Origin of the sequence: Marinovum sp. PR37 (assembly GCF_028807375.1) — a bacterium.
Classification (GTDB): Bacteria; Pseudomonadota; Alphaproteobacteria; order Rhodobacterales; family Rhodobacteraceae; genus Marinovum; species Marinovum algicola.
The window spans coordinates 50097-75906 of sequence record NZ_JARAML010000021.1 but is presented as its reverse complement, the minus strand read 5'-3'; the positions used below and the strand labels follow the sequence as shown (position 1 = coordinate 75906).

The following is a 25810-nucleotide window of genomic DNA, read 5'->3' as shown; positions in this document are numbered from 1 at the left end:
ATGCGGCGGGGGGCCGGGACAGCCCCCCTTGCAGCTCACGCCCAGGACCAGCCAAAGATCTCGCTGCTGACGTCGTCGATCGAGAAATCCTCGAGCACGATCCTCTGGGTGAACCGCTGGTCCGGTTCCCAGACGTCGGTCCATTCCAGGGTCAGAACCACGTCGTCGCCCACCTGCGCGGCCCGGTCGAGCGTGCCGCCGACATAACCGGTGAACTCGTCATACCGCAGGTGAATCTGGTCTTCGCCGAGCTCGAAATCGGTGATCACAGAGGTGCCGGTGCCAAAGCCGAAATAGAAATGATCTTCGCCGGTGCCGCCCGAGGCGGTATCGCTGTCGCCGACATAGAGGCTGTCGTCGCCGGAAAAACCGCTCAGGTAGTCGGCGCCGCCGCCACCCGAGAGATCGTCGTCGCCGCTGTTGCCGTAAAGCGAGTCGTCGCCCCAGTCGCCGGTGATCGTGTCGTTGCCGAGACCGCCCAGCACGAAATCATCGCCATAGCCGGCATTGATGGAATCATCCAGCGATCCGCCGTTGATCCAGTCGTCGCCGGCATGGCCGTAGATCCGGTCGTTGCCACGCCCGCCCAGGATGGTGTCGTCGCCGCTGTGGCCGAGTAGCAGGTCGTGGCCGTAATGCCCGCTGATGTAATCGTCGCCGGCGCCGGCTTCGATGGTGTCGCGGCCGGTATTGCCATACAGCGTATCGTTGCCGAAGCCGCCTGACAAAAAGTCGTTGTCGCGCCCGCCAGAGAGCCAGTCGTGATCGTCGCCGCCAGACAGATCGTCGGCCCCGTCGCCGCCCCGCAGGGTGTCATTTCCGGCCGCGCCGAATATCTCGTCGAATCCGGAGTAGCCGCTCAGGAAATCGTTCCCCGGACCGCCAAACAGCGTGTCGTTGCCGCTGTTGCCGTACAGGTTGTCGTTGCCGCCAAGGCCGTAGAGCATGTCATCGCCCAGCCCTCCGGCATAGGTGTTGTCATAGCCGTTGCCGGTCCAGGTGGTATTCCCGGGCCCGCCGACATGCGCATATGGAAGAGGGGAGAATTGAAACAGCCCGTCAAGGCCAATTGACTCGGTTGCGAATATCGTCGCCATTGGAGACCTCAAATTGTCAAAACAAGGGATAATAGAAATTCGGTGTCGTGCCGGAATGATGCGGGGCCGGGTCCGACCTGTCAATCGCGCCGGCGGTGCCGGGCGTGTCGCGATGGCCGGCCAAGAGCGCTATACATCGGCGATCCAATGTCTTATGACCCGGGAAATATCGCCTGAACCCAAGGGGAATGAGCAGAATGTCCGACGATTTCATTCTTGATACCGACGATCTCGAGCGCCGCATGGACGGTGCCATGGCCAACCTCAGGACCGAGTTCGCCTCGCTGCGCACCGGTCGGGCCTCGGCCTCGATGCTGGAGCCGGTGATGGTCGATGCCTATGGCAGCCCGACCCCGATCAACCAGGTCGGCACCGTCAACGTGCCCGAACCGCGCATGGTGACGATCAACGTCTGGGACAAGGGCCTTGTCGGCAAGGTCGAAAAGGCCATCCGTGAAAGCGGCCTCGGCATCAATCCGCAGCTCAACGGCACCATCATCATGCTGCCGATCCCCGAGCTCAACGAGGAACGCCGCCGCGATCTGACCAAGGTGGCCGGCCAATATGCCGAACATGCCCGCGTCTCGATCCGCAACGTGCGCCGTGACGGCATGGAGCAGATCAAGAAGGCCAAGACCGACGGTATTTCGGAAGACGACCAGAAATTCTGGGAAAATGCCGTTCAGGAGCTGACGGACACCTATGTTAAGAAGGTGGACGAAGCGCTTGAGACCAAGCAAGCCGAGATCATGCAGGTCTGAGCGACCTTGCCGCCTCTTCACCGGGGCCGGTTTGACACCGACGGAGGATCAATGGCGCGCGACGCAAACCAATCGGAGACGCACCGCGGCCCGCGCCATGTGGCGATCATCATGGACGGCAACGGCCGCTGGGCGCAATTGCGCCACCGGCCGCGGCTGTTCGGTCACCAGGCAGGCGCCCGCCGGGTGCGCGAGATTGTCGAGGCCTGCCCGGAATTCGGGGTGAAATACGTCACCATCTTTGCCTTCTCGACCGAGAACTGGAAGCGGACTCAGACCGAGGTGGCCGGGCTGATGAGCCTGTTCCGGCGCTACATCCACAAGGAGATGGAGGCCTTCCGGCGCGACAATGTCCAGGTTCGCTTCATCGGCGACCGGGTGCGGCTTGATGCCAAGCTGCGCGCGCTGATGGACGAGGCCGAAGAGACGACGCGGGAATGCACCGGCACCAATCTGACCATCGCGCTGAATTACGGCGGCCGCGACGAGGTGGCCCGCGCCACCAAGCGGCTGGCCCGTGACGTGCGCGACGGCAAGCTCGATCCCGAGAGCGTCGATGAGGAAACCCTGCCGAGATACCTCGATACCTGCGTGCTGCCCGATCCCGACCTGGTGATCCGCACCAGCGGCGAGGCCCGGGTGTCGAATTTCCTGCTCTGGCAGTCGGCCTATGCGGAATATGAATTCATCGACACGCTTTGGCCGGATTTCACCCGCGAGGAATTTGGACGGCTGGTCGGGGCCTATGGCAAACGCGAGCGCCGGTTCGGCGCGGTAAAGGTCTGAGTACATGGCAGACAGCAGCGGCAAATGGGATGATCTGATCGTCCGCCTGGTCTCGGCGGTGGTGATGATCGGCGTCGGGCTGGTGGCGATCTGGTTCGGCGGCTGGGTCTTTGGCGGTCTGGTGGCACTGATCGGCGGCGCCATGATCTGGGAACTGGTGCGGCTGATCGGCGGCGGGTCGCAACAGGCGCTTTTGCTGGCCGGGTTGGCCGGGCTGTGCCTGTTGATCGGCACGCTGATTCCGCCGGGCTTTGCCCTGCCGCTGATGATGGCGCCGGCGTTTGTCGGGCTGAGCCGGCTCAAGGCGCATCGCACGGTTTTCATGACATTTTCGGCGGCGATCCTGCTGGCCTCCTATGGCATGGTGGCGCTGCGGCAGGATTACGGTATGGCCTGGCTGATGTGGCTGGTGCTGGTCGTGGTGGTGACCGATGTGGCGGGCTATTTCGCCGGGCGGATGATCGGCGGGCCGAAATTCTGGCCCCGCGTCAGCCCCAAGAAGACCTGGTCGGGCACGGTTGCCGGCTGGCTCGGCGCCGGGAGTGTCGGCGTGATCTACTGGCTTTCGGGCGCCTCGGGGCCGGATGTGATCGGCGTCAGCATCGCCGTTTCCATGGCCTCGCAGATGGGCGACATTGCCGAAAGCGCTGTCAAGCGGCGAGTGGGCGTCAAGGACGCCTCGACGCTGATCCCGGGCCATGGCGGGCTGCTCGACCGGTTTGACGGCATGCTGGGCGGGGCGCTGTTTCTGCTGCTGGTGGCGCAGGTGCTGGTATTCCCCGCCGGGGGAACGCCATGACCCGACGCGTCTCCATTCTTGGCGCGACCGGTTCTATCGGACAGAACACCATCGACCTGATTGCCCGCGATCCGCAGGGCTATCAGGTCGAAGTGCTGACCGGCGGCCACAATATCGCACAATTGGCGGTCGACGCCCGGCGTCTGGGCGCCCGGCTGGCGGTGACGGCGCATGACGACAAGCTCGGCGCGCTGCGCGATGCGCTGGCGGGCTCCGGTATCGAAGCGGCCGCCGGCGAGACCGCGCTGATCGAGGCGGCGGCGCGGCCGGTCGATTGGGTCATGTCGGCAATTGTCGGCGCGGCGGGGTTGGCGCCCGGGCTCAAAGCGCTGGAACACGGCGCGACACTGGCGCTGGCCAACAAGGAAAGCATGGTCTGCGCCGGCGCGCTGGTCAGCGCCACGGCCAAGGCCCACGGTGGCCGGGTGCTGCCGGTGGACAGCGAGCATTCGGCGGTATTCCAGGCGCTGATCGGCGAGGATATCGAGGCCGTCGAACGGGTGATCATCACCGCCTCGGGCGGGGCCTTCCGCGACTGGCCGCTGGAGCGGCTGCGCGAGGCCACGCCGGAACAGGCGGCCACCCATCCCAACTGGGACATGGGCCAGCGGATCACCATCGACAGCGCCTCGATGTTCAACAAGGCGTTGGAGGTCATTGAAACAAAAGAGTTCTTCGGGTTGTCGCCTGACAAGATCGAGGTGCTGGTACATCCCGAAAGCCTCGTTCACGCGCTGGTGGGGTTCTGCGACGGCGGCTTGATGGCGCATGTCGGCCCGGCGGACATGCGCCACGCCATCGGCTTCGCGCTGCATTACCCCGAGCGCGGCGCAGTGCCGGTCGAACGGCTCGATCTGGCCCAGATCGCCACGCTCAGCTTCCGCGCGCCGGACGAGACCCGTTGGCCGGCGCTGCGGCTGGCGCGCGAGGTGATGGAGACGGGCGGGCTGTCGGGTGCGGCCTTCAACGCCGCCAAGGAACGCAGCCTCGACCGGTTCATCGCGCGGGACATCGGTTTTACCGAGATGGCCGAGGTTGTCGAAGAGGTGCTCACCCGATTGTCAGGCCAGCCGGGCCTCATTGACGCCGCAATGACCCTTGATAACGTCGCGCGCGTAGACCATTTGGCACGGGAAGAAGCAGACCGGGTCATCCGGGACAGATCAAAAAGGTAGGGCGGCTTGGAAATTTCGCAGTTGATTCCGCAATTTGGCGGTACGTTGTTCACATTGGCGGCCTTTGTGGTGGCGCTGTCGATCATCGTCGCCATCCACGAATACGGCCATTACATCGTGGGCCGCTGGTCGGGGATCAAGGCGGATGTCTTCTCGCTGGGTTTCGGCCCGGTGCTGTTCAAGCGCACCGACAAGCACGGCACCGTCTGGCAGGTCGCGGCGCTGCCGCTGGGCGGCTACGTCAAGTTCCGCGGCGATGCCGATGCGGCCTCTGCCGGCACCGACGAGGCAGCGATCGAGGGGCTTTCCGAAGACGAGAAACGTACCACCATGGCCGGCGCGCCGCTCTGGGCGCGCACCGCCACGGTCGCGGCCGGGCCGATGTTCAACTTCGTGCTGGCCTTCGTGCTGTTTTCGGCGCTGTTCCTGACCCGCGGCGTGATCTCCGAGCCGCTGACCGTGGGCGAGCTGCGCCCGATGCCCAGCGTGCAGGAATTGCAGGAAGGCGATGTGCTTCTGTCGATCGCCGGGCAGGAGGTGCCGGATTTCAGCGACGCCGAGGGATTTGCCGCCTTTGCCGAGGCGCTGCCGCCGGAGAACGATCTCGATTACCGCATCCTGCGCGACGGGCAGGAACTGACCGTCACAGGGCCTTATCCGTATCCGCCGAACGTCACCCGGCTGGTGCCGCGCTCGGCCGCCTATGACGTCGGGCTCGCGCCCGGCGATGTGATCCTGAGCGTTGATGGCAATGAGATCGCGACCTTCGACCAGATCAAGGAAGCGGTGGAAACCTCGGAGGGCAGGGCGCTGCTGCTCGACGTCTGGCGCGATGGCGAAGTGCTGGAATTTGCCTTGGCGCCGCGCCGGGTGGACGAGCCCGGCGCCGAGGGTGGCTTTGTCACTTATTGGCGCGTCGGCGTGGTTGGCGGGCTGTTCTTTGAACCCGCCACCTCGACCCCGGGGTTCGGCCAGGCACTTCAGGGCGGGGTGCGGCAGACCTGGGCGATCATGGAGGGCTCGGTCTCCGGGTTGTGGCACATCATCACCGGCCAGATCTCGAGCTGCAATCTCTCGGGCCCGGTGGGCATTGCAGAAACGTCGGGCCAGATGGCGGCGCAGGGCACTTCGAATTTCCTGTGGTTCGTGGCGGTGCTCTCTGCGGCGGTGGGGCTGCTCAACCTGTTTCCGATCCCGGTGCTCGATGGCGGCCACCTGGTGTTTTATGCCTATGAGGCCGTGGTCGGCCGGCCGCCGCATGACAAGGTGCTGGGCGTGCTGATGACCATCGGGCTTGGCATCGTGCTCTCCGTCATGGTGTTCTCGCTCTCGAACGATCTGATCCTCTGCCCGTAGGCAGAGGATCGCCGATTGCGCGCGCCCGGCGGAAAATTCTGCGGCCCCGGGGCGCCAGCCGGCCCGGGAAGTTGCCCTAATCTTGCCAAGATCCGCTGTTACGTTGATCTGCGTAACGCCCGATAAAGAGCGAGAAAATGCAGACACTGACAGATGGATACCGCGGCCTGCGCCTGATCGCACACCTCAATTCCGACCGGATTCTGTTTGTCGGCACGATGGCGGGCGCCTTGGTGCTGAGCGGATATCTGGCGACTTTCCTCTGAACACTCCCATATTTTGTGGCCACACCGGAAAAATTCCTGCTTTTGCGGGCTTGCATGGTTTTGACAACCCGGCATGATCCCGATACTCACCAAGGCGTGGGAAGATAACGGATTGGCTCATGAAAAATCGAGTGGGAACGCGCGCCAATGAACGTGCGGCAGTAAAAGCGGTCAAATCTGTCCTGTTTGCCAGCGCGGCGGCCCTTGCGGTTCAGGCGGCGGTTTTGCCGCAGCCGGCCCTGGCGCAGAGCTATACTTTCACCGAGGTTTCCATCGAGGGCTCGCAGCGTATCGAGCCGGCCACGATCCTGAGCTACGCCGGCATTGCCCGCGGCCAGACGGTCACGGCCGCCGAATTGAACGATGCCTATCAGCGCATCCTGGCCTCCGGCCTCTTCGAAGAGGTCGAGATCGTGCCGGTTGGCAACAAGCTGGTGATCCGCGTGGTGGAATATCCCACCATCAACCGCGTGGTGTTCGAGGGCAACCGCCGGATCAAGGATGAGGATCTGGCCGGGCTGGTGACCTCTGAATCGCGGCGGGTGTTCAACCCCGCCACCGCCGAACGCGACGCCGGGATCATCGTGCAGGCTTATGCCGAGCAGGGCCGCGCCGCTGCCCGGGTGACGCCCAAGCTGATCCGCCGTTCCGACAACCGCGTCGATCTCGCCTTCGAGATCCTCGAGGGCGGGGTGATCGAGGTCGAGCGGGTGTCGATCGTCGGCAACAATGTCTATTCCGACCGCCGGTTGCGCCGGGTGCTGGGCACCAAGCAGGCCGGTCTGTTCCGTGCCATCATCCGCCGGGACAGCTTTGTCGAGGATCGTATCGAATTCGACAAGCAGGTGCTGACCGATTTCTATCAGTCGCGCGGCTATGTCGACTTCCGCATCAATTCGGTCAATGCCGAGATCGCCGAAGAGCGTGACGGCTATTTCGTCACCTTCAACGTGCAGGAAGGCCAGCAGTTCACCTTTGGCGAAGTCACCGCCACCTCCGATCTGGCGGATGTCGATCCGGCCGAATTCGCCGAGATTCTGCGCGTGCGTCCCGGCGTGGTCTATTCGCCGGCGCTGGTCGAGAACGAGATTGCGCGGATGGAGCGGCTGGCCAACCGCCGGGGGCTGAATTTCATCCGCGTCGAGCCGCGGATCACCCGCAACGACCGGACGCTCGAACTGGATGTGGAATTCGTGCTGTCGCGCGGTCCGCGGATCTTCATCGAGCGGATCGATATTGAAGGCAACACCACCACGCTCGACCGGGTGATCCGGCGCCAGTTCAAGGTGGTCGAAGGCGATCCCTTCAACCCGCGCGAGATCCGGCAATCGGCCGAACGCATCCGCGCGCTGGGCTTTTTCGGCAATGCCGATGTCAACGCCCGCGAAGGTTCGACGCCGCAGCAGGTGATCGTGGATGTCGATGTCGAAGAGGCGCCCACCGGCTCGATCGGCTTTGGCGGCACCTATTCGACCGACGGCGGCTTTGGCCTCAACCTGTCGTTCAACGAGCGCAATTTCCTGGGCCGTGGCCAGGCACTCGGGGTCGAGCTTTCGACCGCCTCGGGCACCCGGAGCTACGGGTTCACCTTCGCCGAGCCGGCCTTTCTCAACCGCGATCTGCGGTTCGGCATCGGGCTGAACTATTCGGAAACCGACAACCAGTACGACGACAGCTATGACACGGCGATTGGCCGGTTCACCACCAGCCTGACCTTTCCGGTGGCCGAATACAGCACGCTTCAGGGCCGCTATACCGCGCGCTATTCCGAGATGCTCAACGCCGGCAGCGATCTGGGCGATATCCTGACCGCCGAGGTCGATCAGGGCGCGCTGTTCTCCAGCGGGCTGGGCTATACCTATACCTTTGACACGATCGACACCGGGCTTGATCCGACCGCCGGCGTGCGGCTGCAATTCAGCCAGGATTTCGCCGGCCTGGGCGGGGATGTCACCTCGGTCACCACGGTGGCCCGCGCGGTGGGCCAGAAGAAGGTGCGCAACGAGGAAGTCACCCTGCGCGCGGTTGTCGAGGGCGGCGCGCTCTGGACCGGCAGCAACGACAGCCGGGTGATCGACCGCTTCAACCTCGGGTCGTCGCGGATGCGCGGTTTTGAGCCCGGCGGCATCGGCCCGCGCGAAATCGGCAGCGGTGGCGTCAATGATGCGCTCGGCGGCAATTACTTTGCCGTCGCCCGTTTCGAGGCGGAATTCCCGCTTGGTCTGCCCGAGGAATACGGCCTGACCGGCGGTCTGTTTTACGACGTCGGCTCGCTCTGGGGGCTCGACAATACCTCGACCACCACCGCCGGCAATTCGGTGGTGCAGGACGACCCGGCGGCGCGCCACGTGATCGGCGCCTCGCTGTTCTGGACGACCGCCATCGGCCCGCTGCGGTTCAACTTCACCAAGGCGCTGCAAAAAGAAGAGCATGACGAAGACCGCTTCTTCGAATTCACACTTGCCACAGATTTCTGATCCGGGCCGGCTTGGCCGGGGTCTGAGACAGGCCCTGGCTCGCGGGCTTCTGGCCCTCTTGCTGGTCTTGCCCGGCGCGCTTGCGGCGCAGGATCAGGCGCCGCGCAGCCCGGTGCTTGTGGTGGATTTCGATGAGGTCTTTCGCCTGTCGCAACGCGGCCAGGAAATCCTGGAGGAATTCGAGCTTCGAAGCCGCGAACTGGCCGATGAAATCGCCCGGATCGATCTCGAGATGGCGGCCGAGGAAAAGGCGCTGACCGACAAGCGCGCGACGCTCTCGGCCACGGAATTCCGCAAGCTGGCCGATGCCTTCGACGACAAGGTGCAAGCGCTGCGCGCCGAGCAGGACCAGCGCGCCCAGGCGCTGAACCGCGATCAGGCCAATGCCCGGCTCGAATTTCGCCAGACCGCCTTTCCGATCCTGGGGCAGCTGATGCTCGACGCCGGCGCCGTGCTGGTGGTGGAAAAGCGCAATGTCCTGGTTTTCAACGATGCCATCGACGTCAGCGGCCTGACCGCGCAACTGCTCGACGCGAATTATGCCGAGCGTGACGCCGCCGATCAGCCCGCGCCGGATGCCCCGCAGGAGACCCCGGCTCGGCCCGAGCCCGCGCCTGATACCGGCGACGCGCCGGAAGCGGCGCCCGTGACGCCCGTGACGCCAGGGCCAGAGCCCGAGTGAGCGGCTGCGGAACGCTTGCCGTGGCGCGCCCCGGTTGCTAGGGACAAGACAACAGCCGCGCGTCAAGGCCCGCACGGGACGGAAGAAGGACAAGAGCAATGACCGAGCCACTCAAAACTGCGGATATCCAGCTGATTCAGCGGATTTTGCCGCATCGCTATCCGTTCCTGCTGGTCGACAAGGTGGTCGATATCGATGGCTATTCCTCGGCCAAAGGTATCAAGAACGTCACCATGAACGAGCCGCATTTTCAGGGCCATTTCCCCGGCACACCGATCATGCCCGGCGTGACCATCGTCGAGGCGATGGCGCAGACTTCGGGGGTGATGATCGGCGTGGCGATGGATCTGGCCGACAAGGATCTGCTGATCTATTTCATGGCGATCGACAAGTGCAAGTTCCGCCGCAAGGTGATCCCCGGCGACGTGCTCGAGATGAACGTCAAAACCGAACGCGGCAAACCCGGCGGCAAGGTCTGGAAGTTCTCGGGCGTGGCCACGGTCGATGGCGAGATGGCGGCGGAATGCGAGTTCACCGCGATGATGGATCTCTGATGGCTGACACCTTCATTCACCCCAGCGCGGTGATCGAGGATGGCGCCGAAATCGGCATCGGCTGCCGGATCGGCCCGTTCTGTCATGTCGGCCCCAAGGTGGTGCTGGGCCCGCGGGTCGAGCTCAAGAGCCATGTGGTGGTCTCCGGTCAGACCGAGATCGGCGAAGAGACGGTGATCTTTCCCTTCGCGGTGATTGGCGAGATCCCGCAAGACCTCAAGTTCGCCGGCGAAGAGACCCGGCTGGTGATCGGCAAGCGCAACCGCATCCGCGAACATGTGACGATGAACACCGGCACCGCCGGCGGCGGCGGTGTGACCCGGGTGGGCGATGACGGGCTGTTCATGGCCGGCTGTCACGTCGCGCATGACGTCCAGGTCGGCAACAAGGTGATCGTGGTCAACAATGCCGCGCTGGCCGGCCATTGCATCATCGAGGACGAGGTGATCATCGGCGGGCTCGCCGGCGTGCATCAGTTTGTCCGCATCGGCCACGGTGCGATCATCGGCGCGGTGACCATGGTGACCAATGACGTGATCCCGCATGGTCTGGTACAGGCGCCGCGCGGCAAGCTCGACGGGCTCAACCTCGTCGGTCTCAAACGTCGGGGTGTGGCCCGCGCCGATATCACCGCACTGCGCGCGGCCTTTCAGATGCTGGCCCAGGGCGAGGGCGCCTTTGTCGAACGCGCCAAACGGCTGGGCGCCGAGACCCAGAGCGCCTATGTGCGCGAGATCGTCGATTTCATCCTCGGCGACAGCGATCGCCACTACCTGACCCCCGGAGGCTGAGCGCCATGACCGGAAAACTGGCGATCCTGGCCGGGCGCGGCGCCATGCCCAAGGCGCTGGCCGAGGCCTATCCCGACGCGGTCTGCGTCTCCTTCGACGGCGTCGAGACACCGGTGCCGCGGGTTGATGCCCATCACCGCTTCGAGGCCTTCGGCGCGCTGCTCGACGATCTCAAGGAACGCGGCGTGGAACGGCTGGTGCTGGCCGGTGGTGTCGGCCGGCCGCCGCTCGATCCGCAGAGCTTCGATCCTTTCATGCAGTCGCTGGCGCCTCGGCTGCTCGCCGCGCTTCAGGGCGGCGACGATGCGCTGGTGCGGCTGGTGGTCTCGATCTTCGAAGAGGCCGGGTTTGCGGTGATCGGGGCGCATGAGCTGCTGCCCGAGCTGACCGCCGCGCCGGGCCTGCTGGCCGGCGACGCACCCGATGCGGCGGCCCGCGCCGACATCACCCGGGCGAAACAGATCCTGACCGCGCTCTCGCCGCTCGATGTCGGGCAGGCGGCGGTGGTCGACACCGGCATCGCCCTTGGCATCGAGACCCAGCAGGGCACCGACGAGATGCTGCGCTTTGTCTCCGAGGCGTCGCAGACGCTGCGCGGTAAGGGCGGCGTTCTGGTCAAACGCCCCAAGATCGGCCAGGATCTGCGCGTCGACATGCCCGCGATCGGCCCAGAGACGGTGCGCGCCGCCGCCAGGGCCGGGCTGCAAGGCATCGTGATTGCCGCAAATCAGGTGGTATTGATCGACCGCGCGGCGCTGATCGCGGCGGCCGGCGAGACCGGGGTGTTCCTTCTCGCGGAAGCGGAGTGATGCGGGTCTTCGTCATTGCCGGCGAACCATCCGGCGACAAACTCGGTGCGGCGTTGATGGCGGGCCTGCGCAGCCTTCTGCCCGATACCGAGGTCGAGTTCATCGGCATCGGTGGGCCGCGAATGACGGAAGAGGGGCTCTCGAGCATCTTTCCCATGGACGACATCAGCGTCATGGGGCTGACCGAGATCCTGAAGCAATATCCCGCGCTGAAACGCCGGGTGACCGAGGCTGCCGAGGCGGTGATCGCGGCGCGGCCGGACGTGCTGATCACCATCGACCTGCCGGAGTTCTGTCTGCGGGTGGCGAAGATCGTCAAGGCGCGCAGCAACATCCGCACGGTGCATTACGTCGCCCCCACGGTCTGGGCCTGGCGCCCCGGCCGCGCCGCCAAAATGGCGCGGCACATCGATCAGGTGCTGGCGCTGCTGCCTTTCGAGCCGCCTTATATGGAAGCCGCCGGCATGCGCTGCGATTTTGTCGGCCATCCGGTGGTGACCGATCCTCAGGCCAGCGCGGCCGAGGCTCTGGCGTTCCGGTCCCGTCACGGTCTGGCCGATGCGCCGCTGCTGCTGGTGCTGCCCGGATCGCGGCGCAGCGAGGTCACGCGCATGGGGCCGATCTTTGGCGAGGTCTTGCGCGAGGTCTGTGCCCGTCGCCCGGACATGCGGCTGGTGGTGCCCGCGGCGGGCCCGGTGGTGCCCCTGGTTCAGCAGGCGGTGGCGGATTGGCCCGGCGCGCCGCTGGTGCTCGACGGTGCAGCCGAGGGCGCCCAGGCCGAAAAGCGCGCGGCTTTTCGTGCCGGAGACCTGGCGCTGGCGGCCTCGGGCACGGTCTCGCTCGAATTGGCGGCGGCGGGCACGCCGATGGTGATCGCCTATGACATGAACTGGCTGTCGCGGACCCTGATCATGCACCTGCTGCGGGTCGATACGGTGACGCTGGTCAACCTGGTGTCCGACACCCGCGTCGTGCCGGAATATGTCGCCAAGGCCTGTGTGCCGGCTGACATCGCCGCGGCGGTGTTGCGGCTGGCGGAGGCGCCAGAGAGCCAGAAGGCCGCCATGGCGCTGGTCATGGAGCGGCTGGGGCAGGGGCAGGAGCCGCCGGGCATCCGGGCCGCCCGTGCCGTGCTTGACGGATTGGCCCGGTCCTGAAGCGAAAAACGCCGCCCCTGTGAGGGCGGCGTCTTGGTGTTCGGGCCTGGTGCGGCGCTTACTGGTTGATCACGCTGGCCTTGTCATAGCCGGCGGTGAAGCCGGTCAGCGACATGGTGGAGGTCACCACCTGATCGGGGGCCGCGAAGGGGCGGATCATCACCTTGGCTTCGGCGCCGCGCTTGAAGGCGGCGATATCCTCGGCGGTCAGGCCGATCCGCGCGTAACAGCCCTGGCGGTTGCAGAAGGAAAACGGATAGCTCTTGGGCTGGCCGCCATCGACCGAAATGCCCAGTTGGCCGGTAAGCAGCGTCTCGAGCGGCACGATCACCGTGGCGCCGGCCGGCAGCTTGGCTTCTTCCGGCAGACGGAACAGCGAGATCTCGGCCAGCGCGTTGCCGTCGCCTTCCTTGAGCAGCTGGTACAGCTGACAGGGATCGTCGGCGGGCGTTTCGGTGCGGATGCAGCGCAGCTCCCAGTCGCCAACCTCTTCCTTTACATAGGTCTGGCCAAGCGCCGGTTCGCCGTCGGACGGCACCGTATCGCCGGTGGCGGGTTCTGCGGTTTCCCCGGCCGGCGTTTCGCTCTCGGTCGCTGTGGCGTCGCCGTCTGCGGTCTCCTGTGCCATGACCGGGGCCGACAGGGCCGACAGGGCCAACAGGGCGATCACGGGCATGAAGGAAAGAAATCTGGGCATCTTGCCCCCCTCTGATTGAGATGTCATCGGTCGGATGGTTCGGCTTCATCCTCGGTGCAGCGCTTAGCACGCCCGTCCGGGCCTGTCAGGCGATCTTCGCCATCCGTTTGGCCCATATCGTGCATATATCCGTGAAGGGATGTCAACGCACCGGAGGCAAGCCTTTGGCGGAAAAAGAAAAGAGGCCGGGAAACCGGCCTCTCCTCGAATTTTTTTGCTCCCCGTCGGACTGGCCGACTTAGTCATTGACGGGACGCTACGAAGAATTTTGCCTTCGGTCAACAGGCAAGTTTTCACTTTTTCGGGGTTGGCTTCGAAAGCGCTTTGACCCCGCAAGGTCCAAGACGCGAAAAAAGGGCCGCACCTTCTCAGGCACGGCCAGTCTGACAGGGAGGAAGTCAATCCGGCCGTCAGGCAAGAGCCCTGCGCCGGACATTGCCGAGACTGATACAGAAAGGTTAAGTTAAGGTTGCCCGGCGCGATTTTTTCGCGCCGGGCGTGGTTTTACCGGGGCGGAGCAGGGCATGACAGAGATTTTCATCGGCGGCGGCGGGCCGGAGTATGGCGCGCGTCAGGGCCTCAGGCTGGGCTATGCCAACCGCCATGGTCTGATTGCCGGCGCCACCGGAACCGGCAAGACGGTGACGCTGCAAATCCTCGCCGAAGGGTTTGCGAAGGCCGGGGTTCCGGTGTTCCTGTCGGACGTCAAGGGCGACCTGTCCGGGCTGGCCGCCGCCGGGCGCGCGGATTTCAAGCTGCACGCGGCGTTCATGGAGCGCGCCGCCCGGATCGGCCTTGACGACTACACCTATGAGAGTTTCCCGGTCACCTTCTGGGATCTGTTCGGCGATCAGGGCCATCCGGTGCGCACCACGGTCTCCGAGATGGGGCCGCTGCTGCTGGCCCGGCTGCTCGAGCTGACCGAGGCGCAGGAGGGCGTACTCAACATCGCCTTCCGGCTGGCCGACGAAGAGGGGCTGCCGCTGCTCGATCTCAAGGATCTGCAAGCGTTGCTGGTCTGGGTCGGTGAGAGCCGCAGGGATCTGTCGCTGCGGTACGGCAATATCTCCACCGCCTCGATCGGTGCGATCCAGCGCCGCCTGCTGGTGCTCGAGAACCAGGGCGGCGCGCGGCTCTTTGGCGAACCGGCGCTTGATCTCGGCGATCTGATGACCCGTGATGCCGAAGGCCGGGGGCGGATCAACATTCTCGCCGCCGACCGGCTGATGGGGGCGCCGCGGCTCTATGCCACCTTCCTGCTCTGGTTGCTGTCGGAGCTCTTCGAAGAGCTGCCCGAGGTCGGCGACCCCGACAAGCCGAAACTGGTGTTCTTCTTCGACGAGGCCCATCTCCTGTTCGACGGCGCACCGCCGGCGCTGGTCGACAAGGTCGAACAGGTCGCCCGGCTGATCCGCTCCAAGGGGGTCGGCGTATACTTCATCACCCAGAACCCCGATGACGTGCCCGAGGATATCCTCGGCCAGCTCGGCAACCGCATCCAGCACGCGCTGCGCGCCTTTACCGCCCGCGATCGCAAGGCGCTGCGGTTGGCGGCCGAAACCTACCGCGACAATCCCCGTTTCGACATCGAAGCGGCGATCCGCGAGGTCGGCGTCGGCGAGGCGGTGACCTCCCTGCTGGAGAACAAGGGCGTGCCGGGCATGGCAGAGCGCACGCTGATCCGCCCGCCTTCTTCCCGGCTCGGGCCGATCGACGCCGCGACCCGGGCGCAGGTGATGGCCGCCTCGCCGGTGGCCGGCAAATACGAACATGCGCAGGACCGCCAGTCGGCTTATGAAATCCTCGCCCAACGCGCCGAAGAGGCGGCAACCGCCGCCGAAGCGGCCGAGCGCCGGGAGGAAGAGGCCGAGGTGGCAGAGCGGGAATACCGGGCGGGCCGGCGCTATTCCGGCACCCGGGTGCCCCGCTCGACCGCGCGCCGGCAATATTCACCGGGCGCGCGCATCGGCGAGGCGATGACCCAGGCCGTGATCAAGGAGCTCAAGGGCACCACCGGCCGCCGCATCGTCCGTGGCATCCTCGGCGGGCTGTTCAAGGGGCGTTAGGCAGGCGCCCCGGACAGCAGGCCCGAAGCCCGTCTGGCCTACCGTTCCGGCAGCAAGCCCCGCGGCGCAAACCGCAGCACCAAGAGCAGGATCACCCCCATGGTCAACAGCCGCATGTGCTGGACCGAGCCTTGCAGATGCGCCTTGAGCCAGGACCCGTCGGCCATCCCGGAGGTCACCAGATCGATCACCGCCGCGCCGATCGGCTCGACCTGCACCCAGAGGAACCAGATCAGGAAGCCGCCCAGCACCGCACCGAAATTATTGCCCGATCCGCCGACGATCACCATCACCCAGATCAGAAAGGTATAGCGCAGCGGCTGGTAGGAGGCCGGCGTCAGCTGGCCGTCCAGCGTCGTCATCATCGCCCCCGCGACGCCGCAGATAGCCGATCCCAGGACAAAGACCTGCAAGTGCCGCGCGGTCACATCCTTGCCCATGGCCCGCGCCGCCACCTCGTTGTCGCGGATGGCGCGCATCATCCGTCCCCAGGGCGAGCTCAGCGCCAGTTGCGCCAGCACCAGCACGCCGATCAGCACCACGGCGAACATCAGCCCGTAGCCCAGCTTGACATAAAGCGTCGAGGCGGTGGTCACGTCGATCCCCAGCCCGGTGGCGCGCTCAACAAAGGCCGGATCGTTTTGCAGATCGATCTCATAAGGCACCGGCCGCGGCAGGCCGATCACGTTCTTGACGCCACGCGCCAGCCAATCCTCGTTCTTGAGCACGGCGATGATGATCTCGGCAATGCCCAGCGTCGCAATCGCCAGGTAGTCCGAGCGCAGCCCCAGCGCGGTCTTGCCGATCACCCAGGCCGCGCCGGCGGCCAGCAGCCCGCCCACCGGCCAGGCCAGCACCACCGGCAGGCCCAGCCCGCCGAGATAGCCGGTCAGCGCCGGGTCGATCCGCTCGATCTCCGCCACCGCCGGATCGAACAGCGCCCGGTAGATCACGAAGCCCGCCACCAGCACACTCAGAGACACCAGGGCGCGCGGCCAGCCTCGGGCCATCCTGCGCGTCACCCAGACCGCCAGCGCCAGCGTCAGAGCGCCCACCGCCAGCGCCGCCAGAACACCGCTGGCGCCAGCCGCCCAGGCTGCGCGCACCGGCGGCATGGCGATCACCACGGTTGCCAGCCCGCCCAGCGCCACGAAGCCCATAACACCGACGTTGAACAGCCCGGCAAAGCCCCATTGCAGGTTGACCCCCAGCGCCATCAGCGCCGAAACCAGCCCCATGTTGAGAATGAGCAGCGCCGAATTCCAGCTCTGGACAAAGCCGGTGCCAAGGATCAGCAAGGCCACAAGGCCTAACAGGCCGAAGGTTTTCACGGATTGGCTCATACCGATTTCCCCTTGAAGAGCCCGGTGGGCCGGATCAGCAGCACGATCACCAGAATGACAAAGCTCACCGCGAATTTGTAATCCGTGCCCAGAAGTTGCAGCAGGCTGTCAGGCTCCCAGGCCTCGGGCAGCAGGTATTCCGCCACTTTCTTCCAGGCATAGGTGATGCCGACCTCGGAAAAGGCGATGACAAAGCCGCCGGCAATCGCGCCCAGCGGGCTGCCCAGACCGCCGACGATGGCGCTGGCAAAGACCGGCAGCAGCAGCTGGAAATAGGTGAAGGGCTTGAAGGTCTTGTCGAGCCCGTAAAGCGTGCCGGCAATGGTCGCCAGGGTCGCCACCAGCAGCCAGGTGATCATCACCACCCGTTCCGGATTGATGCCCGAGAGCAGGGCGAGATCCTCGTTGTCGGAATAGGCCCGCATCGACTTGCCGGTGCGGGTGCGGTTGAGGAACCAGAACAGCAGCGCCACGGTGATCACCGCCGTCACCACCGTCAGCCCCTGGGTCGTGCGGATCCCCAGGCCTTCCTCCAGCCCGGTCAGCGCCTTGAAATCCCGGACCGAGATGATGAACCGCTCGCCATCGGCAAAACGCTGGTCGTCGGCGCCGATGACAAAGCGCACCACGCCGTTATAGACGAACATCACCCCCATCGAGACGATCACCAGGATCACCGGCTTGACCCGCTGCGCCCGGTAGAAGCGATAGACCAGGCGGTCGGTCAGCAGCACCAGCGCCATGCAGCCGAGAATGCCGAAGGGCAGGGCGAGCAGCGCGGTGGGCAGCGGCCCGAGGCTCACGCCCCAGCCCTGCAAGGCCCAGGTGACCAGAATGGTGACCATGGCGCCAAAGGCCATGGTGTCGCCATGGGCAAAATTGGAAAACCGCAGGATACCATAGATCAGCGTCACCCCCAGTGCGCCCAGCGCCAGCTGCGCGCCATAGGCGATGGCGGGGATCAGGACAAAATTGGCCAGCACCACCAATGCGTTCAAAATGTCCATCTCAGCCCCCCAGAAAACTGCGCCGGACCTCGGGGTCGGCCAGCAGGTCCTTGCCACTGCCGGTATGGGCATTGCGCCCCTGCACCAGCACATAGCCCTTGTCGGCGATCTCGAGCGCCTGGCGGGCGTTCTGCTCCACCATCAGGATGGAGATGCCTGTGCGCGCCACCTCGATGATCCGGTCGAACAGCTCGTCCATCACGATCGGGCTCACCCCGGCGGTCGGCTCGTCGAGCATCAGCACTTGCGGCTGGGTCATCAGCGCCCGGCCCACCGCCACCTGCTGGCGCTGCCCGCCCGACAATTCGCCCGCCGCCTGGTGACGCTTGTCGCGCAGGATCGGAAACAGGTCATAGACCTGCTCCATGGTGCCGCGGATGTCGTCGCGCCGGATAAAGGCGCCCATCTCGAGGTTTTCCTCGACCGACATCGCGCCAAAGATATTGCTGGTCTGCGGCACGAAGCCCATGCCGCGGGCCACCCGGTCCTGCGGGCTGAGCGCGGTGATCTCGCGTCCGTCCAGCCGCACCGCGCCGGAGCGCACATCGAGCATGCCGAAGACCGCCTTCATCGCGGTCGACTTGCCGGCGCCGTTCGGCCCGACGATCACCGCGATCTCGCCCTTGTCGACCGCGATGGTGCACTCGTGCAGGATGTCCGGCCCCTTGCCATAGCCGCCGGTCATCGCCTCGCCGATCAGAAAGGGGTCAGCCATGCGCCGTTCCTTCCTCTTGCTGGAAATACCGCGGGGGTGTGGGGGCTGGCCCCCACCTGCGCAGCGCTGCCGCCATCACACCGTTTCCTTGTTCTTCAGACCGGTGCCGAGATAGGCCTCGATCACCTGGTCATCGGCCTTGATCTCATCGATCGTGCCCTGGGCCAGCTTCTTGCCCTCGGCCATGACGATCACCGGATCGCAGAGCCGGGCGATGAAATCCATGTCGTGCTCGATCACGCAGAAGGTATAGCCGCGTTCCTTGTTGAGCCGCAGGATCGCGTCGGCAATGGTGTTCAGAAGCGTCCGGTTCACCCCGGCGCCGACCTCGTCGAGAAAGACGATGCGCGCGTCGACCATCATCGTGCGGCCCAGTTCGAGCAGTTTCTTCTGCCCGCCCGAGATGGCGCCGGCCGGGTGATCGGCCAGATGCGAGATGGTCAGGAATTCCAGCACCTGATCGGCCAGGGCGCGCAGGGCGCGTTCCTCCTCGGCAATCCGCCTGCGGCCGAACCAGGTGTTCCAGAGCGTTTCGCCGGATTGCCCGCCGGGCACCATCATCAGGTTCTCGCGGCAGGTCATCGAGCCGAATTCATGGGCGACCTGAAAGGTCCGCAACAGCCCCTTGGAAAACAGCACATGCGGCGCCAGGCCGGTGATGTCCTCATCTTCCATGAAGACCTTGCCCGAGGTCGGCGGCAGCACGCCGGCGATCACGTTGAACAGCGTCGTCTTGCCGGCGCCGTTGGGGCCGACCAATGCGGTGACCGAGCCTTTCTCGATCTCCAGCGTCGCGCCGTCCACGGCGTGAAATCCGCCGAAATGTCTGTGCAGGTTCTCAACCCGGATCACGCCATCTGCCCCCCTTTTGGCAAAACAGCCCGGGACCGCCGGGCTGTTTCCATCTCATGACTGCAAAGCTCTTATCAGCGGTAACCGATCGCTTCCAGCTTGCCGTTCTTCATTTCCATCTCGGCATAGCCGCCCGAGGCTTCGCCCGGCTCGATCAACTCTACCGAAGAGGCGCCGACATAATCGATGTCGGTGCCGGCCGCGATCAGTTCGATCGCCTTGGCCAGTTCGCCGGCATAGATCTTCTCGCCCGGGGCATTGGCCAGCTCCATCACCTTGGCCGCCGCATCGGCGCCATTGGTCGACCCCGCCGCCGCCATCGACAGCAGGATCAGCGCCATCGAATCATAGGCTTCCTTGGCATAGACCGATGTGCCGTCGAAACCGGCCGCTTCGGCCATGGCCAGGAACTCGTCGCCGCGTTCATTCTCGACGCTGGGGTTCTGCCCAAAGCTGCCGTCGATGTCGCTGCCGAAGTTGTTTTCAAGCGCGGTGCCGATCATGCCGTCGGGCAGCACGAAGGTCTCGAACGCCCCGGTGTCGAGCGCCGCCTGGATCACGCCGGAGCCGCCCTGGTCGACATAGCCGATCACCACCAGCGCATCGCCGCCGGCCGAGGCCAGCGAGCCGACTTCGGCCGAGTAATCCGCCTTGCCGTCCTCATGGCTGGCCGAAAGGGTGACGCTGCCGCCGGCCGCCTCGAAGGCCTGCTGGAACGACGAGGCGAGGCCCGAGCCGTAATCGTTGTTGGTATAGGTCACGGCGACCTCGTCGATGCCGCGTTCCATGATGATCTCGGCCATCACCTCGCCTTGACGCGCGTCGGAGGGCGCCATGCGGAAGAACAGCCCGTTGTCCTCGATCGACGACAGGCCCGGCGAGGTCGCCGACGGCGAGATTTGCAGGATGCCATTGGGCAGCGACACATTGGTCAGCACCGCGCCGGTCGCGCCCGAGCACATCGCGCCCAGGATGGCCGAGACGCCGTCCGAGGTGACCAGACGTTCGGCCGCAGCGGTAGCTGCTGCCGCATCGGCACAGGTGCCGTCGCCGCGCACCGCTTCGGCCATCATGCCGTCGAGAATGCCGCCGGCCTCGTTGACCTCGGCCAGCGCCATTTCGCCACTGTCCGCCATCGCCGGAGCAAGGGTTTCGAGCGGGCCGGTAAAGCCCAGGATGATTCCCACCTTGACCATCTCGGAGTGGCTCGCCGCTTGAGCGGTCATTGCCCCCAGGCCGGTCAGCGCTGTTGCCAGCAAAAACTTTTTCATCGTGATGTCTCCCTGATTGGATAACACTATCCGGCGGCCAGCCTATGCGCGGTTTCTGGCAAAGAAAAGACCGATTGCCGCCGGGTCAGGGGTGGTTGATCACGAAAACATCAGGCGGATGGCCGGCCGGTCCTGGTGCACTATCGTATTGACGGCAAACAGGAGGATCCCATGCTGCGTCTCGTTCTGACATTCCTGCTGGCCGCGAGCGGGCTGGCGGCCGCGCCGCTCGACACATCCGTTGGCCGGGTCGAGGTGGCCCCGGTAGTGCGCGGTCTCGACGAGCCCTGGTCGGTGGGCTTCCTGCCCGGTGGCGGGCTGCTGATCACCGAGCGCGACGGCAGGCTGCTGCATGTGGGCCGGGGCGGCAAGCATTCCGAAGTCGCCGGGCTGCCGCCGATCGCGGCGGTGGGCCAGGGCGGGCTGCTCGACGTGCTGGTGCCGCGCGATTTCCGCCAGAGACGCGAAATCTTCCTCTCTTACGCCAGGCCCGAGGGCCGCAGCGCCGGCACTGCGGTAATGCGCGGCCGGCTGAGCGAGGACGGCGGGCAGCTTACCCAGGTCAAGACGATCTTTTCGATGACCGCGCCCAGCCGCAAAGGCCAGCATTTCGGCTCGCGGCTGGTCGAGGCCCGCGACGGCACGCTGTTTCTGACCATCGGCGACCGGGGCGACCGGCCGTCGGCGCAGGATGTGACACGCCACAACGGATCTGTCCTGCATCTCACCCGCGACGGCGCCCCGGCGCCGGGCAACCCCGATCTCGGCCCCGATGCGCAGCCCGAGATCTGGTCTTATGGCCACCGCAACCCGCAGGGCGCGGCGCTCGATCTGCAAGGCGACCTCTGGGTCAACGAACATGGCGCGCGCGGCGGAGACGAGGTCAACCGGATCCGGCGCGGCGCCAATTACGGCTGGCCGGTCATCGCCTATGGCCGGCATTATTCCGGGGCCAAGATCGGCGAAGGCACCGCCAAGCCCGGCATGGAACAGCCCGAGCATTACTGGGATCCCTCGATCGCCCCCTCGGGCATGATGTTCTATTCCGGCAAGCTCTGGCCCGCATGGCGCGGCGATCTCTTTGTCGGCTCGCTGAAGTTCGATTACATCTCGCGGCTCGATGGCGAGCCTTTGCGCGAGCGCGAGCAGATCAAATCCGCCGCCACCGAACGGGTACGTGACATCCGCGAAGCGCCGGACGGCTCGATCTGGTTTCTCAGCGTTGGGCAGGGGACGCTCTATCGCATGACGCCGGCCAACTGAGGCCTCTGGACGCAACGCCCGCAAGCCGCCAAACTCCCGGTATCACCCGGGAGTTTTTCCATGACCCTCTTGCACCGCCTTGCCCTCTGCCTCGCGCTGCTGCTGCCGATCGCGGCGCCGGCCCAGAACGCGCAGGCTTTTTTTGACAATTACCTCGCGATGCGCGCCCGTCTCGACACGCTGGTCAAGAACCGCGATTTCGCCGAGGTCATGCCGGTTTTTGGGGATCAGACCGATCCGGCCGAGTTGGAGGCGCTGGAACGGCGCGTGCGCGAGATCTATCCGCGCGATTTCGAAAATGTCGCCTTGATCCGCCGGCAGGACATGGATCACGGCTTCCGGCAAGAGCTCATCGCCTATTGGGAAGGCACGCAATACATCTACATCTATATCGTGCTGCATGACCGCGACGACGGCATCGTCGCGCTGGTGTTCAACTTCAACAGCGAATTCGACGAGCTGAACGCCAAGTTCTAGGACCCCTGGCGCGAGCCATGGGTGCCGCGCTCGCGATAGGGCGTGGTGTCGTAATGCGCGCGGTAGCATTTCGAGAAATGCGACGGCGAGGCAAATCCGCAGGCCAGTGCCACGTTGATCACGCTCATGTCGGTCTGCATCAGCAGGTTGCGCGCCTTTTCCAGCCGCAGCTCCATGTAATAGCGCTTCGGGCTTCGGTTGAGATAGCGCCGGAACAGCCGCTCGAGCTGACGGGTCGACATGCCCACATCCTTGGCCAGGATCGACGGGCTGATCGGCTCTTCGATATTGGCCTCCATCTTCTGGATCACCATGCTCAGCTTGGGATGGCGCACGCCGATGCGGGTGGGCACCGAAAGCCGCTGGCTGTCCTGATCGGTGCGGATCGAGGAATAGATCATCTGGTCCGCCACCGCATTCGCCAGCTCGGGCCCGTGATCGTCGGCCAGCACCTTGAGCATCATGTCGAGCGACGAGGTGCCGCCGGCGGTGGTGATGCGCGGGCCGTCGATGGCAAAGATCATCTTCGACAGGCCGACATCCTCGAATTCCTCGGAGAAGCTGTCGTAGTTTTCCCAGTGGATCGTCGCGCGCCGCCCGTCCAGAAGCCCGGCGCGCGCCAGAACATAGCTGCCGGTGCAGAGCCCGCCGATCACCGGCCCCTTGCGCGCTTCGCGGCGGAGCCAGTTGAGCAGGCGCTTGGTAGTGGCATGCTGGATCTCGATGCCGCCGCAGACCAGGATTACGTCGTCGCGCTGCATATCCTCGAGATCGCCCTGAAGCTGGAAAGAAGTGCCGGCCGAGCAGGTCTGGCTTTCGCCGCCTTCGCCGAGAATGCGCCACGAATACAGCGCCTTGCCCGACATGCGGTTGGCCAGCCGCAGGCATTCGAGGGCCGCCGAGAAAGGCAGCAGCGAGAAGTTCTCGAGCAGGACAAAGACAAACCGGCGCGGTTTGGCCGGTGCGGTCACCTGAACGTCTTCGGTCTTGGAATTCATAAGCAGCGGACCCTTGAAGTGGAGGTCTCTTTTCGACTTTCCCTGTGTCGCAAAAGGACAGATGGCGCCAGTTGGACCCAAGCCCCCGGCAAGGTCAAGCCCCGCCGCAAATCGCATATGGTCACTCTGGGCCCGAGTTTGTATAAGCGGGCCGTTCCGATATCGCTAACCACCGGAGATGAGAGATGAGCGAGTGGCAAAAATCTGACTGGCGCAACAAGCCCCGGATTCAGATGCCGGAGTATACCGACGCGGAGGCCCTGCATGCCGTCGAGGCGCAACTGGCCAAATATCCGCCGCTCGTCTTTGCCGGCGAGGCCCGCACGCTGAAGGCCCGGCTGGCCGATGCCTCGCGCGGCGAGGCCTTTTTGTTGCAGGGCGGCGATTGCGCCGAGAGCTTTCAGCAGTTTTCGGCCGACGGCATCCGCGACACGTTCAAGGTGATGTTGCAGATGGCGATGGTGCTGACCTTTGGCGCCAAGGTGCCGGTGGTCAAGGTCGGCCGCATGGCCGGCCAGTTCGCCAAACCGCGCTCGGCGCCGACCGAGGTCAAGGATGGTCAGGAGCTGCCCAGCTACCGTGGCGACATCATCAACGAGCTTGAGTTCACCCCCGAAAGCCGCATCCCCGATCCGTCGAAGATGCTTCAGGCCTACACCCAGGCGGCGGCAACGCTGAACCTGCTGCGCGCCTTTTCGACCGGCGGCTATGCCGATGTGCATCAGGTCCACCAGTGGACGCTGGGCTTTACCGACCGCGAGGAGAGCGAGAAATACCGCGCCATGGCCGGGCGGATCACCGATGCGCTCGACTTCATGATTGCCGCCGGCGTCACCAGCGACAACAACCATGCGCTTCAGACGGTGGATTTCTACACCAGCCACGAAAGCCTTCTGCTGGAGTACGAAGAGGCGCTGACCCGCAAGGACAGCACGTCGGGCAAATGGCTCGCAGGCTCCGGCCACATGCTCTGGATCGGCGACCGCACGCGCCAGCCTGATGGTGCGCATGTGGAATTTGCCAGCGGCGTGCAGAACCCGATCGGGTTGAAATGCGGCCCGACCACAACGGCCGAGGATCTCAAGGTGCTGATGTCCAAGCTGAACCCGGAGAACGAGGCCGGCAAGCTGACGCTGATCGCGCGTTTCGGCGCCGGTTCGGTGGGCGAGCACCTGCCGCGGCTGATCAAGGCGGTGCAGGAAGAGGGCGCCAATGTGGTCTGGTCCTGCGATCCGATGCACGGCAACACGATCAAATCGGCCACCGGCTACAAGACCCGGCCGTTCGACAGCGTGCTGCGCGAGGTCAAGGAATTCTTTGCGGTGCACAAGGCCGAGGGCACGATCCCCGGCGGCGTGCATTTCGAGATGACCGGCCAGGACGTGACCGAATGCACCGGCGGCGTGCGGGCGGTGACAGAAGAGGATCTATCTGACCGCTACCACACCGCCTGCGACCCGCGGCTGAACGCCTCGCAGTCGCTCGAACTGGCCTTCCTCGTGGCCGAGGAACTGGTGGCGCGGCGCGATGCAAACGCCTCGAGCCTGGCGGGCTGATCGTCCGACATCGCCGGTGACACATCAACGCCCTCGCGCAACTTCGCGGGGGCGTATTTTTTGGGGGCACGCTGTTGCGGCCCGCCAAGCGCCGTCAGCGGTCGCTTTTGACCACCCGCAGATGCGGCACCTTGTGCGGCCGGAACCCGGCCCGAGGATCACCAAAGCCCGCCACGGGCTGAGGCTGGGTTGGCTGGCGCGGGCGGTCGGCGAGCGCCGAGATATCCGCCTGCACGATCTCGAAGCGGCGCGGAGCGCGGCCGATCGGGCCATCGGTGACAAAACACCCGAGAGCCCGGTTCACATCGCCGAAATCATCGGCCAGCGGCAAGAGCAGCAGCCGCCCGCTCAGCGCGGGCTTGCCCAGCCGTTTTTCCGCGATGAGCGAAAGCTCGGCCCGCGCGGGCGTGGCAAAGACCTCTTCCAGCGCGGGGGCCAGACGTGCGCGCGAGACCGGGACGATCATCGCCGAAAGCGGCATGCCGCGCACCTCCATGCCCATCAGATCACACAGATGGGTGCCGCCGATCCGAAGCCGGGCATGGGTCGGCGCCACCTGTTCGGCGATAAAGGCAAACTCCAACGCGGTCTCGATGCCGCGCGGATCGATCTCTGATCGCGGCGGCACGGTGCGCCCACCGCGCATCGCCTCCCAATAGGCCTCGACCTGTTGCAGGGGCCGGCACCACTTGGCGCGCAGTTTGTCGGCCAACGGCAGAATGTCCGCCGGGCCGCCAAGATCCCGGAATGCCCCGAGGGTGACCCCGGGCTTTCTGTCACCTGAAGACATGGTTTCTCCCTCAATCGCCGCCCTTTCATTGTCGCCTGAAAGGTTACGCCTCTCACTCTGCGCGA

The 25810-nt window shown here is 65.2% G+C and carries 25 protein-coding genes; 16 read left to right on the top strand and 9 right to left on the bottom strand.

Features of this window, described 5'->3' with window-relative positions:
* Window positions 1–35: 35 nt before the first annotated feature.
* Window positions 36–1097, bottom strand: coding sequence for a calcium-binding protein (locus tag PVW49_RS16750; protein WP_074835614.1), 1062 nt, complete (start codon window positions 1095–1097; stop codon window positions 36–38).
* A 197-nt stretch (window positions 1098–1294) separates the two neighbouring features.
* Here PVW49_RS16750 and frr point away from each other — a divergent pair, with 197 nt between their 5' ends.
* The 12 genes from frr (at window position 1295) to lpxB (ending at window position 12710) form a co-directional block, all read left to right on the top strand.
* On the top strand, window positions 1295–1858 hold the full coding sequence (gene frr / locus PVW49_RS16745; protein ID WP_048531710.1) for a ribosome recycling factor: 564 nt from the start codon (window positions 1295–1297) through the stop codon (window positions 1856–1858).
* Between the two features lie 51 nt (window positions 1859–1909).
* A complete protein-coding gene (locus PVW49_RS16740) occupies window positions 1910–2644 on the top strand; it encodes an isoprenyl transferase (protein ID WP_274591091.1) in 735 nt (244 codons plus the stop codon).
* Window positions 2645–2648: 4 nt separating this feature from the next.
* Window positions 2649–3443 (top strand): phosphatidate cytidylyltransferase, encoded by a 795-nt coding sequence (locus PVW49_RS16735; protein ID WP_074835618.1) that lies wholly within the window; start codon window positions 2649–2651, stop codon window positions 3441–3443.
* Window positions 3440–4618, top strand: a complete 1179-nt coding sequence (gene dxr, locus PVW49_RS16730; RefSeq protein WP_048531715.1) for a 1-deoxy-D-xylulose-5-phosphate reductoisomerase — start codon at window positions 3440–3442, stop codon at window positions 4616–4618. Before PVW49_RS16735 ends, dxr begins: the two co-directional genes overlap by 4 nt.
* A gap of 6 nt (window positions 4619–4624) precedes the next feature.
* Window positions 4625–5974, top strand: coding sequence for an RIP metalloprotease RseP (gene rseP / locus PVW49_RS16725; protein WP_074835621.1), 1350 nt, complete (start codon window positions 4625–4627; stop codon window positions 5972–5974).
* A gap of 137 nt (window positions 5975–6111) precedes the next feature.
* Window positions 6112–6240, top strand: a complete 129-nt coding sequence (locus tag PVW49_RS16720; protein WP_274565446.1) for a hypothetical protein — start codon at window positions 6112–6114, stop codon at window positions 6238–6240.
* A gap of 119 nt (window positions 6241–6359) precedes the next feature.
* Window positions 6360–8717: an outer membrane protein assembly factor BamA gene (gene bamA / locus PVW49_RS16715; protein ID WP_048531717.1), complete on the top strand. Its 2358-nt coding sequence runs from the start codon at window positions 6360–6362 to the stop codon at window positions 8715–8717.
* Entirely contained in the window at window positions 8701–9399 is a 699-nt protein-coding gene (locus tag PVW49_RS16710) for an OmpH family outer membrane protein (protein ID WP_074835622.1), read from the top strand. The genes bamA and PVW49_RS16710 overlap by 17 nt, the downstream gene beginning before the upstream one ends.
* Before the next feature lie 98 nt (window positions 9400–9497).
* A complete protein-coding gene (gene fabZ, locus PVW49_RS16705; RefSeq protein WP_048531719.1) occupies window positions 9498–9953 on the top strand; it encodes a 3-hydroxyacyl-ACP dehydratase FabZ in 456 nt (151 codons plus the stop codon).
* Complete coding sequence (gene lpxA / locus PVW49_RS16700) at window positions 9953–10744, top strand: acyl-ACP--UDP-N-acetylglucosamine O-acyltransferase (protein WP_074835624.1); 792 nt, start codon at window positions 9953–9955, stop codon at window positions 10742–10744. The genes fabZ and lpxA overlap by 1 nt, the downstream gene beginning before the upstream one ends.
* A gap of 5 nt (window positions 10745–10749) precedes the next feature.
* Window positions 10750–11553: an LpxI family protein gene (locus PVW49_RS16695; RefSeq protein ID WP_074835625.1), complete on the top strand. Its 804-nt coding sequence runs from the start codon at window positions 10750–10752 to the stop codon at window positions 11551–11553.
* Window positions 11553–12710, top strand: coding sequence for a lipid-A-disaccharide synthase (gene lpxB, locus PVW49_RS16690; RefSeq protein WP_074835627.1), 1158 nt, complete (start codon window positions 11553–11555; stop codon window positions 12708–12710). The genes PVW49_RS16695 and lpxB overlap by 1 nt, the downstream gene beginning before the upstream one ends.
* A 58-nt stretch (window positions 12711–12768) precedes the next feature.
* Here the strand turns inward: lpxB and PVW49_RS16685 are convergent, their stop codons facing one another.
* Complete coding sequence (locus PVW49_RS16685; protein WP_274591090.1) at window positions 12769–13407, bottom strand: invasion associated locus B family protein; 639 nt, start codon at window positions 13405–13407, stop codon at window positions 12769–12771.
* Between the two features lie 524 nt (window positions 13408–13931).
* On the opposite strand from PVW49_RS16685, the gene PVW49_RS16680 reads away from it, so the two are divergent.
* The gene (locus PVW49_RS16680; protein WP_274591089.1) at window positions 13932–15473 is read left to right on the top strand and encodes a helicase HerA-like domain-containing protein; all 1542 of its coding nucleotides are present in this window, start codon (window positions 13932–13934) and stop codon (window positions 15471–15473) included.
* A gap of 38 nt (window positions 15474–15511) precedes the next feature.
* Here PVW49_RS16680 and PVW49_RS16675 read toward each other — a convergent pair whose 3' ends face one another.
* The 5 genes from PVW49_RS16675 to PVW49_RS16655 all read right to left on the bottom strand — a co-directional run bounded on the left by PVW49_RS16675 (window position 15512) and on the right by PVW49_RS16655 (window position 20661).
* Window positions 15512–16816, bottom strand: a complete 1305-nt coding sequence (locus PVW49_RS16675; RefSeq protein ID WP_274591088.1) for a branched-chain amino acid ABC transporter permease — start codon at window positions 16814–16816, stop codon at window positions 15512–15514.
* On the bottom strand, window positions 16813–17823 hold the full coding sequence (locus tag PVW49_RS16670) for a branched-chain amino acid ABC transporter permease (RefSeq protein ID WP_048531730.1): 1011 nt from the start codon (window positions 17821–17823) through the stop codon (window positions 16813–16815). The genes PVW49_RS16675 and PVW49_RS16670 overlap by 4 nt, the downstream gene beginning before the upstream one ends.
* A 1-nt stretch (window position 17824) precedes the next feature.
* Window positions 17825–18538 carry an ABC transporter ATP-binding protein gene (locus tag PVW49_RS16665; RefSeq protein WP_048531731.1) on the bottom strand — a complete coding sequence of 238 codons (714 nt, stop codon included), beginning with the start codon at window positions 18536–18538 and terminating at the stop codon, window positions 17825–17827.
* Between the two features lie 75 nt (window positions 18539–18613).
* Window positions 18614–19390 (bottom strand): ABC transporter ATP-binding protein, encoded by a 777-nt coding sequence (locus PVW49_RS16660; RefSeq protein ID WP_048531732.1) that lies wholly within the window; start codon window positions 19388–19390, stop codon window positions 18614–18616.
* Window positions 19391–19464: 74 nt separating this feature from the next.
* Window positions 19465–20661 carry an ABC transporter substrate-binding protein gene (locus tag PVW49_RS16655; protein WP_048531733.1) on the bottom strand — a complete coding sequence of 399 codons (1197 nt, stop codon included), beginning with the start codon at window positions 20659–20661 and terminating at the stop codon, window positions 19465–19467.
* A 171-nt stretch (window positions 20662–20832) separates the two neighbouring features.
* On the opposite strand from PVW49_RS16655, the gene PVW49_RS16650 reads away from it, so the two are divergent.
* Together PVW49_RS16650 and PVW49_RS16645 are read left to right on the top strand one after the other, a co-directional pair.
* The gene (locus tag PVW49_RS16650) at window positions 20833–21924 is read left to right on the top strand and encodes a PQQ-dependent sugar dehydrogenase (RefSeq protein WP_274591087.1); all 1092 of its coding nucleotides are present in this window, start codon (window positions 20833–20835) and stop codon (window positions 21922–21924) included.
* 60 nt (window positions 21925–21984) lie between these two features.
* Window positions 21985–22401: a hypothetical protein gene (locus PVW49_RS16645; RefSeq protein ID WP_274591086.1), complete on the top strand. Its 417-nt coding sequence runs from the start codon at window positions 21985–21987 to the stop codon at window positions 22399–22401.
* Here the strand turns inward: PVW49_RS16645 and PVW49_RS16640 are convergent.
* Window positions 22398–23399, bottom strand: a complete 1002-nt coding sequence (locus tag PVW49_RS16640) for a GlxA family transcriptional regulator (RefSeq protein ID WP_074835634.1) — start codon at window positions 23397–23399, stop codon at window positions 22398–22400. The genes PVW49_RS16645 and PVW49_RS16640 overlap by 4 nt on opposite strands.
* A gap of 185 nt (window positions 23400–23584) precedes the next feature.
* Here PVW49_RS16640 and PVW49_RS16635 point away from each other — a divergent pair, with 185 nt between their 5' ends.
* Window positions 23585–24955: a class II 3-deoxy-7-phosphoheptulonate synthase gene (locus tag PVW49_RS16635; RefSeq protein WP_074835636.1), complete on the top strand. Its 1371-nt coding sequence runs from the start codon at window positions 23585–23587 to the stop codon at window positions 24953–24955.
* Window positions 24956–25049: 94 nt separating this feature from the next.
* On the opposite strand, the gene PVW49_RS16630 is transcribed toward PVW49_RS16635, so the two are convergent.
* Window positions 25050–25745 carry a PAS domain-containing protein gene (locus PVW49_RS16630; protein ID WP_074835637.1) on the bottom strand — a complete coding sequence of 232 codons (696 nt, stop codon included), beginning with the start codon at window positions 25743–25745 and terminating at the stop codon, window positions 25050–25052.
* Window positions 25746–25810: the final 65 nt, after the last annotated feature.

Coding starts and splice junctions, on each gene's coding strand:
- PVW49_RS16750 (WP_074835614.1), bottom strand. CDS start 1,097: ATGGCGACGATATTCGCAACCGAGTCAATTGGCCTTGACGGGCTGTTT.
- frr (WP_048531710.1), top strand. CDS start 1,295: ATGTCCGACGATTTCATTCTTGATACCGACGATCTCGAGCGCCGCATG.
- PVW49_RS16740 (WP_274591091.1), top strand. CDS start 1,910: ATGGCGCGCGACGCAAACCAATCGGAGACGCACCGCGGCCCGCGCCAT.
- PVW49_RS16735 (WP_074835618.1), top strand. CDS start 2,649: ATGGCAGACAGCAGCGGCAAATGGGATGATCTGATCGTCCGCCTGGTC.
- dxr (WP_048531715.1), top strand. CDS start 3,440: ATGACCCGACGCGTCTCCATTCTTGGCGCGACCGGTTCTATCGGACAG.
- PVW49_RS16720 (WP_274565446.1), top strand. CDS start 6,112: ATGCAGACACTGACAGATGGATACCGCGGCCTGCGCCTGATCGCACAC.
- bamA (WP_048531717.1), top strand. CDS start 6,360: ATGAAAAATCGAGTGGGAACGCGCGCCAATGAACGTGCGGCAGTAAAA.
- fabZ (WP_048531719.1), top strand. CDS start 9,498: ATGACCGAGCCACTCAAAACTGCGGATATCCAGCTGATTCAGCGGATT.
- lpxA (WP_074835624.1), top strand. CDS start 9,953: ATGGCTGACACCTTCATTCACCCCAGCGCGGTGATCGAGGATGGCGCC.
- PVW49_RS16695 (WP_074835625.1), top strand. CDS start 10,750: ATGACCGGAAAACTGGCGATCCTGGCCGGGCGCGGCGCCATGCCCAAG.
- lpxB (WP_074835627.1), top strand. CDS start 11,553: ATGCGGGTCTTCGTCATTGCCGGCGAACCATCCGGCGACAAACTCGGT.
- PVW49_RS16685 (WP_274591090.1), bottom strand. CDS start 13,407: ATGCCCAGATTTCTTTCCTTCATGCCCGTGATCGCCCTGTTGGCCCTG.
- PVW49_RS16680 (WP_274591089.1), top strand. CDS start 13,932: ATGACAGAGATTTTCATCGGCGGCGGCGGGCCGGAGTATGGCGCGCGT.
- PVW49_RS16675 (WP_274591088.1), bottom strand. CDS start 16,816: ATGAGCCAATCCGTGAAAACCTTCGGCCTGTTAGGCCTTGTGGCCTTG.
- PVW49_RS16670 (WP_048531730.1), bottom strand. CDS start 17,823: ATGGACATTTTGAACGCATTGGTGGTGCTGGCCAATTTTGTCCTGATC.
- PVW49_RS16665 (WP_048531731.1), bottom strand. CDS start 18,538: ATGGCTGACCCCTTTCTGATCGGCGAGGCGATGACCGGCGGCTATGGC.
- PVW49_RS16655 (WP_048531733.1), bottom strand. CDS start 20,661: ATGAAAAAGTTTTTGCTGGCAACAGCGCTGACCGGCCTGGGGGCAATG.
- PVW49_RS16650 (WP_274591087.1), top strand. CDS start 20,833: ATGCTGCGTCTCGTTCTGACATTCCTGCTGGCCGCGAGCGGGCTGGCG.
- PVW49_RS16645 (WP_274591086.1), top strand. CDS start 21,985: ATGACCCTCTTGCACCGCCTTGCCCTCTGCCTCGCGCTGCTGCTGCCG.
- PVW49_RS16640 (WP_074835634.1), bottom strand. CDS start 23,399: ATGAATTCCAAGACCGAAGACGTTCAGGTGACCGCACCGGCCAAACCG.
- PVW49_RS16635 (WP_074835636.1), top strand. CDS start 23,585: ATGAGCGAGTGGCAAAAATCTGACTGGCGCAACAAGCCCCGGATTCAG.
- PVW49_RS16630 (WP_074835637.1), bottom strand. CDS start 25,745: ATGTCTTCAGGTGACAGAAAGCCCGGGGTCACCCTCGGGGCATTCCGG.